This window comes from Xanthomonas hortorum, assembly GCF_024339125.1.
Classification (GTDB): domain Bacteria; phylum Pseudomonadota; class Gammaproteobacteria; order Xanthomonadales; family Xanthomonadaceae; genus Xanthomonas; species Xanthomonas hortorum.
On sequence record NZ_CP101417.1, the window covers coordinates 3,096,619 to 3,109,238 of the forward strand.

At 65.1% G+C, this 12,620-nt stretch carries 17 protein-coding genes; 6 read left to right on the top strand and 11 right to left on the bottom strand.

The annotated features are described in order from the left end of the window. Positions 1-28 precede the first annotated feature (28 nt). The 3 genes from NMB96_RS13275 to NMB96_RS13285 all read right to left on the bottom strand — a co-directional run bounded on the left by NMB96_RS13275 (position 29) and on the right by NMB96_RS13285 (position 3,117). Complete coding sequence (locus NMB96_RS13275) at positions 29-1,129, bottom strand: Glu/Leu/Phe/Val dehydrogenase dimerization domain-containing protein (RefSeq protein WP_023903276.1); 1,101 nt, start codon at positions 1,127-1,129, stop codon at positions 29-31. 156 nt (positions 1,130-1,285) lie between these two features. Further along, positions 1,286-2,554 carry a 2OG-Fe(II) oxygenase gene (locus NMB96_RS13280; protein WP_023903277.1) on the bottom strand — a complete coding sequence of 423 codons (1,269 nt, stop codon included), beginning with the start codon at positions 2,552-2,554 and terminating at the stop codon, positions 1,286-1,288. Positions 2,555-2,589: 35 nt separating this feature from the next. Next, positions 2,590-3,117 (bottom strand): YgjP-like metallopeptidase domain-containing protein, encoded by a 528-nt coding sequence (locus tag NMB96_RS13285; RefSeq protein ID WP_023903278.1) that lies wholly within the window; start codon positions 3,115-3,117, stop codon positions 2,590-2,592. A gap of 176 nt (positions 3,118-3,293) precedes the next feature. Between NMB96_RS13285 and NMB96_RS13290 the strand changes: the two genes are divergently transcribed. Further along, positions 3,294-3,467 (top strand): DUF1328 domain-containing protein, encoded by a 174-nt coding sequence (locus NMB96_RS13290; RefSeq protein WP_006452844.1) that lies wholly within the window; start codon positions 3,294-3,296, stop codon positions 3,465-3,467. A 195-nt stretch (positions 3,468-3,662) separates the two neighbouring features. Here the strand turns inward: NMB96_RS13290 and NMB96_RS13295 are convergent, their stop codons facing one another. Then, a complete protein-coding gene (locus NMB96_RS13295) occupies positions 3,663-3,917 on the bottom strand; it encodes a DUF2789 domain-containing protein (protein ID WP_006452845.1) in 255 nt (84 codons plus the stop codon). A 131-nt stretch (positions 3,918-4,048) separates the two neighbouring features. Between NMB96_RS13295 and NMB96_RS13300 the strand changes: the two genes are divergently transcribed. Further along, complete coding sequence (locus NMB96_RS13300; protein WP_006452846.1) at positions 4,049-4,315, top strand: DksA/TraR family C4-type zinc finger protein; 267 nt, start codon at positions 4,049-4,051, stop codon at positions 4,313-4,315. A gap of 16 nt (positions 4,316-4,331) precedes the next feature. On the opposite strand, the gene NMB96_RS13305 is transcribed toward NMB96_RS13300, so the two are convergent. Both NMB96_RS13305 and NMB96_RS13310 read right to left on the bottom strand, forming a co-directional pair. Next, positions 4,332-4,925 carry a mechanosensitive ion channel family protein gene (locus tag NMB96_RS13305; RefSeq protein ID WP_255085012.1) on the bottom strand — a complete coding sequence of 198 codons (594 nt, stop codon included), beginning with the start codon at positions 4,923-4,925 and terminating at the stop codon, positions 4,332-4,334. Positions 4,926-4,997: 72 nt separating this feature from the next. Then, positions 4,998-5,246 (bottom strand): hypothetical protein, encoded by a 249-nt coding sequence (locus NMB96_RS13310; RefSeq protein WP_255085013.1) that lies wholly within the window; start codon positions 5,244-5,246, stop codon positions 4,998-5,000. 187 nt (positions 5,247-5,433) lie between these two features. Here NMB96_RS13310 and NMB96_RS13315 point away from each other — a divergent pair, with 187 nt between their 5' ends. Genes NMB96_RS13315 through NMB96_RS13325 form a run of 3 tightly spaced genes read left to right on the top strand, consistent with a single transcriptional unit; the run spans position 5,434 to position 7,450 of the window. After that, positions 5,434-6,021 (top strand): RNA polymerase sigma factor, encoded by a 588-nt coding sequence (locus NMB96_RS13315; RefSeq protein WP_255085014.1) that lies wholly within the window; start codon positions 5,434-5,436, stop codon positions 6,019-6,021. Next, entirely contained in the window at positions 6,018-6,554 is a 537-nt protein-coding gene (locus tag NMB96_RS13320) for a hypothetical protein (protein ID WP_255085015.1), read from the top strand. Before NMB96_RS13315 ends, NMB96_RS13320 begins: the two co-directional genes overlap by 4 nt. Positions 6,555-6,565: 11 nt before the next feature. Continuing rightward, entirely contained in the window at positions 6,566-7,450 is an 885-nt protein-coding gene (locus NMB96_RS13325) for a DUF4097 family beta strand repeat-containing protein (RefSeq protein WP_255085016.1), read from the top strand. Between the two features lie 74 nt (positions 7,451-7,524). On the opposite strand, the gene NMB96_RS13330 is transcribed toward NMB96_RS13325, so the two are convergent. The 4 genes from NMB96_RS13330 to NMB96_RS13345 all read right to left on the bottom strand — a co-directional run bounded on the left by NMB96_RS13330 (position 7,525) and on the right by NMB96_RS13345 (position 11,251). Next, positions 7,525-7,710 (bottom strand): hypothetical protein, encoded by a 186-nt coding sequence (locus NMB96_RS13330; protein ID WP_010366034.1) that lies wholly within the window; start codon positions 7,708-7,710, stop codon positions 7,525-7,527. A gap of 232 nt (positions 7,711-7,942) precedes the next feature. Next, positions 7,943-9,298: an Hsp70 family protein gene (locus NMB96_RS13335; RefSeq protein ID WP_023903286.1), complete on the bottom strand. Its 1,356-nt coding sequence runs from the start codon at positions 9,296-9,298 to the stop codon at positions 7,943-7,945. 124 nt (positions 9,299-9,422) lie between these two features. Beyond that, a complete protein-coding gene (locus NMB96_RS13340; RefSeq protein WP_023903288.1) occupies positions 9,423-9,896 on the bottom strand; it encodes an FKBP-type peptidyl-prolyl cis-trans isomerase in 474 nt (157 codons plus the stop codon). A gap of 290 nt (positions 9,897-10,186) precedes the next feature. Further along, positions 10,187-11,251 carry a cation diffusion facilitator family transporter gene (locus tag NMB96_RS13345; protein ID WP_255085017.1) on the bottom strand — a complete coding sequence of 355 codons (1,065 nt, stop codon included), beginning with the start codon at positions 11,249-11,251 and terminating at the stop codon, positions 10,187-10,189. 115 nt (positions 11,252-11,366) lie between these two features. On the opposite strand from NMB96_RS13345, the gene NMB96_RS13350 reads away from it, so the two are divergent. Beyond that, complete coding sequence (locus NMB96_RS13350; protein ID WP_115038409.1) at positions 11,367-11,702, top strand: zinc ribbon domain-containing protein YjdM; 336 nt, start codon at positions 11,367-11,369, stop codon at positions 11,700-11,702. Between the two features lie 115 nt (positions 11,703-11,817). Here the strand turns inward: NMB96_RS13350 and NMB96_RS13355 are convergent, their stop codons facing one another. Next, positions 11,818-12,609: a hypothetical protein gene (locus NMB96_RS13355; RefSeq protein ID WP_255085018.1), complete on the bottom strand. Its 792-nt coding sequence runs from the start codon at positions 12,607-12,609 to the stop codon at positions 11,818-11,820. Between the last annotated feature and the right edge of the window lie 11 nt (positions 12,610-12,620).

Sequence of the window (12,620 nt, forward strand, 5' to 3'; positions counted from 1 at the left end):
CCCAGGCACTGTTGCCTGGGCATGCGGATCACTCGCCGCGTAGCTTGTGCAAAAAGCGCGGTGCGGTGCGGCCCAGCGGCAATTTGAGCTTGCTGATGGCCTCGATACGCGTTTCGGCAATCTGATCGGCCGCCTGCTGCGGCGGTACGCCCAGCTGCGTGGATAGATCGAACACCTTTTCCAGATTGTGATAGATGCTGCGGATCAGCCGCATCGCGCGTTCGCGGTTGTAGCCGTCGATCTCCAGCGACACATTCATCACGCCACCGGCATTGACCACGTAATCGGGTGCGTACAGGATGCCGCGCTTGTGCAACTCTTGCCCGATGGCGGCGCTGGCGAGCTGGTTGTTGGCGGTGCCGCAAATGATCTTGGCCTTGAGCCGTGGCAGCGTCTGTTCGTTGATCGCGCCTTCCAGCGCGCACGGCGCGAACACATCGGCCGGCACTTCGTAGATCTCGTCCACACGCACGGCTTCGGCGCCGTATTCGGCCACTGCGCGGTCCACCAACGCCGGGTTCAGATCGGTCACATAGAGTTTGGCGCCGCGTTCCTTGAGCAGCTTGACCAGCTCCATGCCGATATGGCCCAGGCCCTGGATGGCGATGCTGGACTTGCCGACTTCTTCATGGCCAAGCCTGCGATTGAGCGAGGCCATCAGCGCCTGCAGCGCGCCATAGGCGGTGAACGGCGCCGGGTCGCCGGAGCCGCGATGCACCTGATGCACGCCGGTGACGTACTCGCTCTCCAGGTAGATCTTTTCCATGTCGTTGACGTCGGTGCCCACGTCTTCGGAGGTGATGTAGCGCCCGCCCAGGGTGTCGACAAAACGGCCGAACGCGCGAAACAGCGCCTCGCTCTTGTCGGTCTTGGGGTCGCCGATGATCACCGCCTTGCCGCCGCCGACATTCAGCCCGGCCAGTGCGTTCTTGTAGGTCATGGTGCGGCTGAGCCGCAGCGCGTCGTCGAGTGCCGCTTCGCTAGTGGGGTACGGGCGCATGCGCACGCCGCCCAGTGCCGGCCCGAGACGGGTGCTGTGCAAGGCGATGATCGCTTTAAGGCCGGCGTCGCGGTTGTGACAGAAAATCACCTGCTCGTGGCCGGTGGTATCGAGGGTTTCGAAAAGCATCGAAGGCTCCGCGGGGCTGCGTGATGTGCCTTCCCTGAGGCCGGGTCTGGACCCGTGCAATGGGAAACAAAAAACGCGACGTCTGCAGACCCTGTCCGATCACGTCGCGCTGCAACATTTTAAACCACGTCGGCAGGGGCTTGTGTATGAATCTGTTCACCAATGCCGATAACGCTGCTGCCGAAACCACAAGGTTCCCAGCCATTTGCTGCCCGTGGTGACCGGCAGGCCGGCGTGCAGCGAATCGGGATCGGGGTGGCCATCGGCCTGCAGGTTGTCGAAGCACACCACCGACCCGGCACGCGGCTGTACCCGAATGCCAGCAACAGGGAACTCGGTTTCGCCGCCTGCGCCGACAGCGTTGAGATAGACGCACGCGGTGCGCAGCCGATTGCCGGCGCCAGGGCGGTCTGCGGCGATCGTGCCGGGCGGCAGGTAGTCGCGATGGGCGCGGTAGTGCTCGCCCGGCGCGTAGCACAGCACCGACAGCGTTTCGGCGTGGGTCAACGGCAGCTGCGCGCAGGCCGCCACGCGCGCCTGCGCTGCACGCGCGGCGAAGTCTTCGAGGATCGGATCCAGCGTGGCGCCGCGGCTGGTGCGGATCGGCGCGCGGTGCGTGCTCGCATCGTTGGGGTCCACCACCTGCGAAGCACGCAGATGCGGCCGTGCCAGCAGCATCAGCAAGCGGCATTCGTCGGCAGACAGCACAGCGGAGACTTCCTCGATCATGGGCGCGTCGTGGCGCCGCGTCGTCACGTTTCTTTGGGGCGCGAAACTGATGTGATCCTCTTCGCCAATGGGGTCGCCACCGGGATCGGGTGGCGGGATCCGCACATCGGGCAGTGCGGCGATGCCCAAGGGTTGCAATTGCCGCAACAGCTGCGCCGCGGCCTCAGGCTGCGGCGGGACGCCTTCGCCGCGCAGCAGGCGCTCTGCCAGGAGTGCGGCCGCCAGCGCATCGCCGCCTGCGGCGGCGCGTTCCAGCAGGGCGACGCAGCGGCGTTGCTGTTGCGGGTCATCGATGCGGCCGTGCTGGATGGCCAGTGCGCGGAGTGCGAGTGGGTAGTCGGCCGAGGCTGCGGCGTGCAGTTGCGCGTATGCCTGCGGCGCCAGCGCCAATGGAGTGTCGGTGACTGCCAGCGTTGCCAGCAGGTAACGCGCCGCTGCGGAGTCCTGGCGCTCGGCCTGCTGCCAGTGCGCCCGCGCCTGGGCAATGTCCACATCGCAACCGACACCGTAGGCCAGCATGCGCCCGGCTTCGATCAGTGCCGTGGGATCGCCGGCGGCCGCGCCCCGTGTGTACCAGACCAAGGCCTGCTCGGTCTGCCCGGCGCGCACCAGCGCCTGTGCCAAGGCATTCATTGCGGCGGGCTGTTGCCCGTTGGCAGCTTGCGTCAGGGCGGCGAGTGCATGCGTCTGTTCCATCGCGGCATCCTAAGCCCTGCCCGCGCGATGCGCGATCAGCGGTTCGCCGACAGCGCCAGCTGGGTCAGATACAGGCGCAGATCGAACTCCAGTTGGTGGTAGTCGCGCGTCATGTGGTTGCACAGCTGGTAGAAGGCCTTGTTGTGATCGGCCTCCTTCAGATGCGCCAGTTCGTGGGCCACGATCATCTGCAGAAATGGCTCTGGAGCGTCGCGGAACAGCGAGGCGATGCGGATTTCGCGGCTGGCCTTGAGCCGGCTGCCGTGTACGCGCGAGATGGCGGTGTGCGTGCCCAGCGCATGCTTCACCACCTGCAGATGGTTGTCGTACATCGCCTTGTGCAAGGTGGGCGATGAGCGCATGTAGCGCTCCTTCATCGCTTTGACGTACTCGTACAGATGGCGGTCGGTGCGGATCTCATGGCGGTCCGGGTAGCGCCGCGCCAGCACCGTTGCGAGTTTGTCCTGCGCGATCAACTCCCGCACCTGATCCAGGACGGCGGGCGGGTAACCGGTGAGATAGCGGAGAGTGTCCATGCCGATCGAGTGCTGCGAAGTGCGCATGATCGCCGATGCAGGTCTCGGTGGCGAATCTGCGCGCGCGAATGTGGCGGTGTGTGTCAGGCGTATTCACGAATGCGGCACACCTGGATGCGTAGCGTGCAGCGCATGTTTTGCGGCGGATTGCCGCAGGCACACGACTAAAAACACGGCACCGTGCCGAATGAGGAGACAACAACATGATCAAGTGGGCCATTATTTTCGCCATCATCGGACTGATCGCCGGTGCGCTCGGGTTTGGCGGCATGGCGGGCGCTGCGATGGGCATTGCCAAGTTCCTGTTCTGGGCCGGCATCATCATCGCTATCGTGCTGTTCGTGCTGGGTGTGACGATCGCCAAGAAGGTGACCTGACGTCCGAGTGCCTGGCGTCGGCGCGCGCTTCGCACGCCAGCCGCGTTACCCGGAATGCAAAAGAGCGGCCACTGGCCGCTCTTTTTTATCACTGCAATCTGATCAATCGAATAGGCCGGGCAAGTATTCGGCCGGCGCAAGTAAAAGACCGCAGGCGAGTTCTACCGCAATGCCTTCGCTGCGCGCTTGCGCAGATCAGACGCCGGTGTCTTCGGCGGTGGTGTGCAGGGCGATGTTGAGTTGATCGATGGTCACGATCCAGTCGGCATCGTCGAGGCGTTCTTCACGCAGCAACTGTGCCTGTGCCGGGGTCCAGAAGGGTGCCTCTTCCAGACGCACATCGCCCGGCAATGGAGAGTGCTCATCGATAAAGTCGCGAATGCTGACTTCGTCCGATGGCAGACCCAACTGGGCGAATAATTCGGAGAACGGGTGGACAGGTTGTTCCATTGCAGATTCCTCGAAGAGTGCGAATACCCCGATGCTAGAACACCCGATTTGAGCGCACTGTGCACGTCCGGCTTGGATTTGCCTGCGGGCATGCCCATATTCCACTCCTGAGCCAACAAGCCGAGGCGATCATGGCGACCGGATGGGCGGGTGATGGGGCGGTGCAGGACCAGATCGATGCAACCGTCGAAGATGCGATCAAGCGCGCGCGGAGCCAGCTGCATCAGGGGCCGAGCCTGACGCATTGCGAAGAGTGCGATGCAGCGATTCCCGAAGCGCGCCGCAAGGCAGTGCCGGGCGTGCACCTGTGCGTGAATTGCCAGGAAGCGCACGATCTAGATCAGGCGGCACAGGGCGGCTACAACCGCCGCGGCAGCAAGGACAGCCAGCTGCGTTGACAGCTGGGTGGGCGTCTTAGTTTGCGTTGAAGTGGCTGGTCTCGCGCCAGCGCCGCGTGGTGCGCTGGAAGAACAGGCTGTTGGGGACCTGTAGCACGCTGCCGGCGTGATCGCCGGTTTCTTCCAGTGTCGTGTAAATCACGTTGATGTCGATCACGCGGCCTTTCAGGCCCGGCTTGTCGCCGCCTTCGAGCAATTCGATATGGTCGTGCAGGCGGAACGGGCGCGTGGTGATGATCAGGAACGTGCAGAAGATATTGGACAGCACGCTCCATGCCGCGAAGAACGCCACCGCACCGACCGCGGCGAACCCGGTGAACGCGGTCCACAAGGTGCCGCTGGAGACGCCAAGCACGTTCAGCACCGTCAGCACGGCGGTGACCGAGATGACGAAGCTGCCCACGCGCCGGATACCGATCATCATTTCTGCCGGCAGGCTGTAGCGCGTGCACAAGCGCCGCAGCAGTTGCCGTAGCAGCAACCGTACCAGCGCGGCAACGGCGACGATCAACACGATCTGCACCGTTGGCACTGCGACAGCCAGCCATTGCGGATTCCAGTGCGGCAGCAGGCCACGGATCATGGTGGGCAACGCATCGGGCGCGGACATCACATCATGCAGGTTGGGCGGATGCCCATTGTAACGGGGCGCTCGGGGAAGACGGCATGCAGTTGCAGGTGGCTAGCGCGTGACACGCGCACCGGATGCGGAGAGCGCGACCAAGCGCTGCCAGCGCTGTTCCAGGTGACGCACCAGTGTCCATTCCCATGGTGTGCTCATCGCGACGCAAGACACCTGCTTGAGCGGTAAACGCAGCAGGCACAGCTCCAGGCGCGCCGGGGTCAGCGTGAGCTGCAGCGCATCCATCGGCAGCGGGGCCGGGCAGTGGGTGGAGCACAGGCTCAGGAGCAATCCAAGAACATGCGGCATGTGGGCTTCCGATCAGAATGCCTGCGCTTGGAGCGGCCGATGACCGTGCCCAGGCAAGCGATGCGACGCAGGAGTGCGCTATCGAAAGGATTGGATGCGCCGGCAGGCGAAAAGGTTTACGCCGCGCTCGAAGAAAAAGAGTTTGCCGGGTTTAAACCTTTGCGCTGTCTGGCGCATCGAACTGGATATGCTCGACACCGCCATGCCCATCGATGCCTCAGAGTGCGACAGCCCCGCCGACCGCGACGACGCCGGCTTGGCGCGTGCTGCTGCGCGCGGAGATCGCGCTGCCTACGAGACCATCTATCGCCGCCACTCGCCACGGTTGTATGCGGTGGTCTGGCGGCTGTGCGGCGGCAATGCGGCGCGTGCCGACGATGTGCTGCAGGAAACCTTCATCGCGGCATGGAAGGCCTTGCCGCAATTCCGTTTTCAGAGTGCGCTGGGTACCTGGCTGCATCGCCTGGCGGTCAACACCGCCTTGATGGAGTTGCGTGCGCGCTCGGCTGCGAGCGATCACATGGTGGACGACGCCGACGGCGAGATTCTCGCGGCGATTCCCGGGGCAGCGCATTGCCAATCGACCCGGATGGATCTGGAGCGCGCGCTGCAAACATTGCCGCCGCGTGCACGCGCTGTGCTGGTGTTGCACGACATCGAGGGCTGGAAACATCAGGAAATTGCCGACCAACTGCACATGGCGGTCGGCAGTTCCAAGGCGCAACTACATCGCGCGCGTGGTTTGCTGCGTGCGCGGCTGGGAGACACCGTATGAACCACGATCACCATGATTCACGCGACCCACGCGAGACCGATGACGCTGCGTTATGCGCGGGTTTGCGGGCATTGCCGCAACACCGCCAGCCACCGGCGCAGGTGTGGGAGCGCATTGCGCCCGCATTGACGGCGCACTCCAACGTGGTCGCATTGCCGCCGCGCCGCCATCGCGCCTGGGTCTGGCCTGCATTGGGTGTGGCACTCGCCGCTGCGCTGGCGTTGGTGGTCATCGTGCCCGGGCTCGATCGGCAGGCACGTACGCCCGTCCCCACGCAGCCTGCGCTGGTGGCGCAGGCACAGGCGATGGCCGGGCAGTACCGGCAGGCGATTGCGGCATTTCCAGTCCAGCAGGTGCCTGCCGATCTACGTCCAGCGCTGGATGAGCTGGATCAAAGCGTACAGGCCATCCACGCCGCGATCGCGCAGAGCCCGCGCTCGGCATTTTTGTTGTCGCAGCTGCAGCGCACCTATGCGAAGCGGCTGCAATTGACCCGTCTCGCCGCACACGGCGAGGCGTCTTTCCCTAGCTGAGGAGCATGCCCATGCGTTACGCCCGTCTTTCCCTGTTGCTGCTGGCTGCGGTGTGCGCCGCGCCGGCAGCGGCGCAGACCGCGCTGAAGCAGACCCATCCGCTGGCGCGCGGTGGGCGCGTGGAGGTGGAAAACATTGCCGGGCAGATTCGCGTGCGCGGCTGGGATCGCGACGAGGTGGCGCTGACCGGCAGCTTGGGCGAGGGGCAGCGGCTGGATGTCGACGCAAGCCCGGACTTGCTGCAGCTGGAGGTGATCTACCCGCGCAACGGCCGCAACAGCAAGGGCGCTCAACTGGAGTTGCGGGTCCCGCGTGCGGCGTTGCTGGACGTGGAGGCGGTGAGTGCCTCGGTCGATGTCGATCAGGTCGATCTGGCGCGGTTGCAGCTCAAGTCGGTCAGCGGCGATGTAGTCGCCGGTGGGCGCGCCAAGGAGGCGCAACTGGAAACTGTCAGTGGCTCGCTGCGTAGCTCGGTGGCCAGCGGGCGGCTGACGCTGGGCACGGTGAGCGGGCAGATCGATGCGCCCTCGGGCGCCAGTGGGGTTATCTCGGTCGAGTCCGTCTCCGGCCAGATCCGGGTTGGCGCGGGGCAGGTGTCGCAGCTGCGCGCCGAGAGTGTGTCCGGGGGAACGGCGCTGACGGTGACCGGGCTGGCGCCTGGCGGCAGTATCGCGGCGGAGAGTGTCAGCGGTTCGATCACCCTGGGTGTGCCGCGCAATGTCTCGGCAGCGCTGCAGGTGGAGGTGTTCAGTGGCGACATCCGCTCGGTGGCCGGGCAGGTGGAGCGGCCGGAGTACGGCCCGGGCAAGAGTCTGAAAACCAGGCTGGGTGCGGGCAATGGCGACGTCAAACTGGAATCGCACTCGGGCTCGGTGCGCATTGATTACAGCAACTGATACCCATAACCTGACGCCTGAAACAAGCGTGCCACCTTACGGTGGCACGTTGAGCAAACACTTCGGGGCAACGCTTAGGCGATCTTGTCGCCATCGTTGCGAGCTGGGCCGAAGTTGGTGGTGAGCACTTCAATCCTGCCGCCGGTCTTGCGGAACGCGGCGATGTCGGCAGCGATACGCTCACGACTGAGCGGCTGCGACTTGCCTTCGCTGCGAGCGATGCTGGGCTGGGATTTCTGCTTGGTCGCGGGACGTGCCATGTGGCCTCCTGTAGCGGGGAAGTGCAAGGACATCGCGTGCGGCTAGGGTGGCGCGCGCAGAAGCGATGTCGAGAGGTGCGATCGCGTTCGGTGCGCAATCGCGGCGGCACGGCGAGCGTGCCTTGCGGACAAGACGGCGGGGCGTCCGGCAGCAACCGTGCATTATATGGGAAGTCGCGCCGGATTGCGTTAACGCGTGCTGTGCACAGCTAACCGATCATCTAGCTGCCGCTTACCGCGCGGCAGCCCAGGCCAGGCCCTGGACCACACCGAAGGACGGATCGCCCTGCACCAGGCGCGATTCCGGGAAGGCGGCCGCGACCGTGTCACGGATATAGCCTGCGCGCGACATGCCGCCGGTGAGGAACAGCGTGGCCGGCGGCGCGGCCAGGTCGGCACGCACCTGCGCGAGCAGGCCTTCCAGTTCGCCCAGATAGTTGGAAGCGGACGCCACCAGCGCGCTGGCCTGCACCTCCACGCCCAGCCCGCGCTCGATGAAGTCCAGCGCCGCCTGGTGCTGGTCGCGCTCGCTGAGCGCGATCTTGCAGGCTTCCACGCCGCGATACAGGCGCGCGGTGTTGCCGGTGTCCTGCAGCGCCTGCAGACGCTTGTCGAACGGGGCGGGCACGTCCTGGTACTTGTGCAGGCGGAATTCGCGCTGGCGTGTCATGTCCTGCACCATCGCCGCTTCCACGTAGTGGTGGGTCGGCACGCGGGTGATGCCGCGGCCGAACAGCGGCATGTAGGCGGCCAGGCTCAGCGCAAGATCGATATCGGTACCGCCGCGTGCGATGCCCCAGGCGCGGTGCACCTGCGGCGCGTCGCTGCCGCCGACGCTGGCATGCGCGATGTCGGTGGTACCGCCGCCGATGTCCACCACCACGGTGTCGTGCCGGGTGTCGTGGCTGACGTGGTAGTGCATCGCGGCCGCTGCGGGTTCTTCGAGGAAATCCACCGTGTCGAAGCCCGCAGCGATTGCGGCGGTCTGCAGGATCTCCAGTGCCTGCGCATTGCCGGCCTCGCCGATCGAGCTGCGGAACTGCACCGGGCGACCCAGCGTGGCGCTGCGGATGTTGATATCGAACTGGCGCGAGGCGGTGAGCCGGATGTGTTCCAGCACATGCGTGGCGATGCCGGTGATGGTCTGGCGCGCACGCGGATGCAGGTTGTAGCCGAGCATCGACTTGGGGCTCTGCACCAGGCTGCCTTCGCCTTCGAGGAAATACGCATCCAGGGCCTCGTCGCCATAGACCGCGTTCTGCAGCAGGGCGGCGGAGCTGCGCGGTTCGCGCACCTGCTCTTCCATCCATTGACGGCGCACGATGCGGATCGCGTCGCGGCGCAGGCTGTCGTTGCTGGACGTGCGGCCGGCTGCGGCGGCGTCGCGGCGGCCCGAGTCGATCAGCCGTTCCACCTCGTATTCCAGCGCCGGAGTGAGGCTGAAATCATCCGGGTCGCGCATGGCCTCGGGGAAATACACCGTGGTGCGGAACTGCAGGTCCTGCCCGAACCGCACCGGCACCACCTGGCCATCGACGATCGCCGCAGCGGCGGAATTGCTGGTACCGAAGTCGATGCCGAGTTTCATGCAGGCGGGCCTATGAGCGGGCCGCGCACTTTACTACTTCTGCCGTTTGCGTCGTGGGCAAGGGTCCGCGCGCAGGTCGCAGCAGCCGAAGCGCCGTGCACCCGCAGGCGCACGGCGCGATGACTCATGCCGCAAGGTTGGCGACGTGACCTTCGTTCAGTTCTTCGGTGGTGGCTTCGCGCACTTCGATGACTTCGACCGCGAAATGCAGGGACTTTCCAGCCAACGGGTGGTTGCCGTCGACGGTGACATGCTCCGGGCCGACGTCGGTGACCGTCACCAGCACCGGACCTTGCTGGGTGCGGGCCTCGAACTGCACGCCCGGCACCACCTCGATATCGGTGGGAAAGGCATCGCGTGGCACCTGCTGGATCAACTGCGCATGGCGCGGTCCGTACCCTTGCTCGGGCGCCACATCGGCGGTGAGCGTTTCGCCCAGACGCTTGCCATCCAGCGCCAGCTCTAGGCCCGGCACGATATTGCCGGCGCCGTGCAGATAGCTCAGCGGCGTGTCTGGCGTGGAGCGGTCCAGCACCTGGCCGGTGTCGTCGGAAAGAGTGTAGTGAATGGTCGCAACGCGACCCTGGCTGATTTCCATTGGAAACCTCCATGACGGTGATCGAGTGGAATGCATCGGCTGATTCACGATGCGAGGAGATGCTGCACGCCCACCGTAGGCAATCGCCTTCGATCATGCAACCGCAGCCGATCCGGCGGTTAGGGCGAGGATCAGCTTGGTCGTGGTGGTGTCAGGTCGGGCCATGCCTGCAGCCGAAGGTCAAGCGTCGACTGTCTGGCTGCACTGGAACTACGCGGCGGATGTTTTGCGTCGCACGTCAGCAGGTGTTTCGCATGTTTCAACGTGCACCCCAACGCAGGTGCTGCGCGCTAGTCGGGTTGTGCGCCGCGTTCGATCTCGGAGCGACGTGCATGCCAGGTTTCAGGCGTTTGCGGCTTGATGAACAGTGCGGTGAGCTCGGGGTGCTGGCGTTTGGCGGCGGCCTCGATGCGCCCGACGCAGGCTTCGATCTGCGGCGTGGTGCGGCTGTCTTCGAACTCGGCGCTCAACGCAGCCACCACTTGATTCGGGCCCATCTGCATGGTCAATACGCCGTTGGCGGCGCGCACATCCGGGTCGCTGGCGGCAATGCGCAGCAGCGATTCGGTGACGTGCGCATGTGCGGGCTCGCCGATCAGCAAGCCCTTGGTTTCGCGCGCCAGCAGGAACGCGGTGACCGCCAGTACGCCGGCGATGCCGATCGAGGCGATGCCATCGAGTTCGGGCATGTCCAGCAGTTGCGCGCCGGCCAACCCCAGCACGGCCATGAACAAACCGATCAATGCGGCGCTGTCTTCGAGCAGCACGGTGAACGTGCTGGGATCCTTGCTTTGCCGAAATGCCTGGAAATAGCCCATACGGCCCTTCTTCGCGCGGAACTCGCGCAAGGCCACCACCCAGGAAATGCCTTCGAACACGATCGACACGCCGAGCACGATGTAGGCGATCAGATGGCTCTTGGCCGGCTCGGGATTGCGCAGATGCACGATGCCTTCGTACAGCGATACGCCTGCGCCCATTGCAAACACCAGTAACGCGACGATGAAGCTCCAGAAATACAGCTCGCGTCCGTAGCCGAACGGATGGGTAGGCGTCGGCGCCTGCGCTGCGCGCCGCAGGCCGTAGAGCAGCAGCACTTCGTTGATGGTGTCCACCAGCGAATGCACGCCTTCGCTGAGCATCGCCGAGCTGCCGGAAATGCCGGCGGCGATGAACTTGGCGATGGCGATGGCCAGGTTGCCGGCCAGCGCCACGTAGACGACCAGATGCGAGCCGGTCTTCTTTGCGGGACTGGTCTTAGCCGCGCCGGGTCCGGTGGACCCAGGCCCGGCAACCCGATGCTCTCCAGATTCGGGCGCGCCGCTGGGCGTATTGGAGACCGATTGATTGGACACGCGCGACCTGCAAGGCATTCGACAAGCGCCGCACTATCGCGCCACCGCCGTGCCGGAGACGTGATCGCGCGGCCGGGGCGCTACAATCCACGCCCGTTTTGAGCTTAGGAATCGCATGTCCACCGTTCCCGCCTGTCCGCAATGCGGCCTGGACAACACCTATGTCGACGGCGCCTTGTCGATCTGCGCAGACTGCGGCTTCGAATGGAGTGCGGGCGACTCCGCCGCAACCGCGACGGTGGTACGCGACAGCAACGGCAATGTGCTGCAGGCTGGCGACACGGTGAGCGTGATCAAGGATCTGAAGGTCAAGGGCTCGTCGATTCCGCTCAAGCAGGGCACGCTGATCCGCAATATCCGCCTGGTCGAGGACGATGCCGAGCACATCGAAGGCAATTCGGAAAAGATCAAGGGCCTGGTGTTGAAGACCTGTTTTCTGCGCAAGGCGTGAGGCGGTTGCGGCTGCTGCAATGCCGCACGTAGTGTGTAGGAGCGCGCTTGCGCGCGATGAGGCGTTATCGATAACGCTTCATCGCGCGCAAGCGCGCTCCTACCAAGCGCCACTTTCAATCGCGCGGGTAGACCGCTGCAACCGTGCAGCTCTGGCGCATCCGCGCAGCCAGACCGCCGCGCGTGGCGCTCAGGTCGCCCTGCTGGCCGGATCCGGCAGCCGCGCCGGCAAGCGCCATCTCGTCGAGCACGTCGACCTTGTCGCCGGGATTGCCGCAGATGGCATTCAAACCCATGCCGGACACGAAGCGGATCGGCGGCGCGCCGCTGAGTTCGCGGCAGCTGTCCATCAGTTCCACACGGTAATGGCGGTGCGTGCCGGGATGACGTGGCGAGACTTCCACCACCAACCCTTGGCCATCTTCCGACCAGGAGCGCAGCATGCTGGGATTGAAGCAATAGCTGGATGAGCCGGCGAAATTGCGCCGACGCGACTCGCGCACGCTGATGCCTTCCAGGGTGGGTATGCCGTTATGGTCGCGTTGCCTGGCTGCGCTGGCGTACTCGCGCGCACTGAGCGTGGCGACCTGGCTGATCGCGCATCGCTGCTGAGCGGTGCTCACGTACGCTTGCGCACCATTGCAGACCCAACCGTGCGCCGCCAACAGGCTCGCGTCCGCTTGCGCGGCAAGTTGCGGGCAGTCCTGCGCCAGGGTGAGGCGGAACAGTCGTCCGCCGTGTTCGGCCACGGCCAGCGTGCGTGCATCGACTTGATGTAGCTCGGCCAGCTGGCGTGCATCCAGACACTCGGCGTTTGGTGCGGCCGGGCGCACCGGCTCGGCCGATGCAGTGGATAACGCGCAACTGAAAAACGTGCTGCCGAGCAGAACCGCAGTGAGTACACGCATCACGCACATCC

Excerpts from the sequence above, each read along its gene's own strand:
- NMB96_RS13275 (WP_023903276.1), bottom strand. The coding sequence starts at position 1,129 with ATGCTTTTCGAAACCCTCGATACCACCGGCCACGAGCAGGTGATTTTC.
- NMB96_RS13280 (WP_023903277.1), bottom strand. The coding sequence starts at position 2,554 with ATGGAACAGACGCATGCACTCGCCGCCCTGACGCAAGCTGCCAACGGG.
- NMB96_RS13285 (WP_023903278.1), bottom strand. The coding sequence starts at position 3,117 with ATGCGCACTTCGCAGCACTCGATCGGCATGGACACTCTCCGCTATCTC.
- NMB96_RS13290 (WP_006452844.1), top strand. The coding sequence starts at position 3,294 with ATGATCAAGTGGGCCATTATTTTCGCCATCATCGGACTGATCGCCGGT.
- NMB96_RS13295 (WP_006452845.1), bottom strand. The coding sequence starts at position 3,917 with ATGGAACAACCTGTCCACCCGTTCTCCGAATTATTCGCCCAGTTGGGT.
- NMB96_RS13300 (WP_006452846.1), top strand. The coding sequence starts at position 4,049 with ATGGCGACCGGATGGGCGGGTGATGGGGCGGTGCAGGACCAGATCGAT.
- NMB96_RS13305 (WP_255085012.1), bottom strand. The coding sequence starts at position 4,925 with ATGTCCGCGCCCGATGCGTTGCCCACCATGATCCGTGGCCTGCTGCCG.
- NMB96_RS13310 (WP_255085013.1), bottom strand. The coding sequence starts at position 5,246 with ATGCCGCATGTTCTTGGATTGCTCCTGAGCCTGTGCTCCACCCACTGC.
- NMB96_RS13315 (WP_255085014.1), top strand. The coding sequence starts at position 5,434 with ATGCTCGACACCGCCATGCCCATCGATGCCTCAGAGTGCGACAGCCCC.
- NMB96_RS13320 (WP_255085015.1), top strand. The coding sequence starts at position 6,018 with ATGAACCACGATCACCATGATTCACGCGACCCACGCGAGACCGATGAC.
- NMB96_RS13325 (WP_255085016.1), top strand. The coding sequence starts at position 6,566 with ATGCGTTACGCCCGTCTTTCCCTGTTGCTGCTGGCTGCGGTGTGCGCC.
- NMB96_RS13330 (WP_010366034.1), bottom strand. The coding sequence starts at position 7,710 with ATGGCACGTCCCGCGACCAAGCAGAAATCCCAGCCCAGCATCGCTCGC.
- NMB96_RS13335 (WP_023903286.1), bottom strand. The coding sequence starts at position 9,298 with ATGAAACTCGGCATCGACTTCGGTACCAGCAATTCCGCCGCTGCGGCG.
- NMB96_RS13340 (WP_023903288.1), bottom strand. The coding sequence starts at position 9,896 with ATGGAAATCAGCCAGGGTCGCGTTGCGACCATTCACTACACTCTTTCC.
- NMB96_RS13350 (WP_115038409.1), top strand. The coding sequence starts at position 11,367 with ATGTCCACCGTTCCCGCCTGTCCGCAATGCGGCCTGGACAACACCTAT.
- NMB96_RS13355 (WP_255085018.1), bottom strand. The coding sequence starts at position 12,609 with ATGCGTGTACTCACTGCGGTTCTGCTCGGCAGCACGTTTTTCAGTTGC.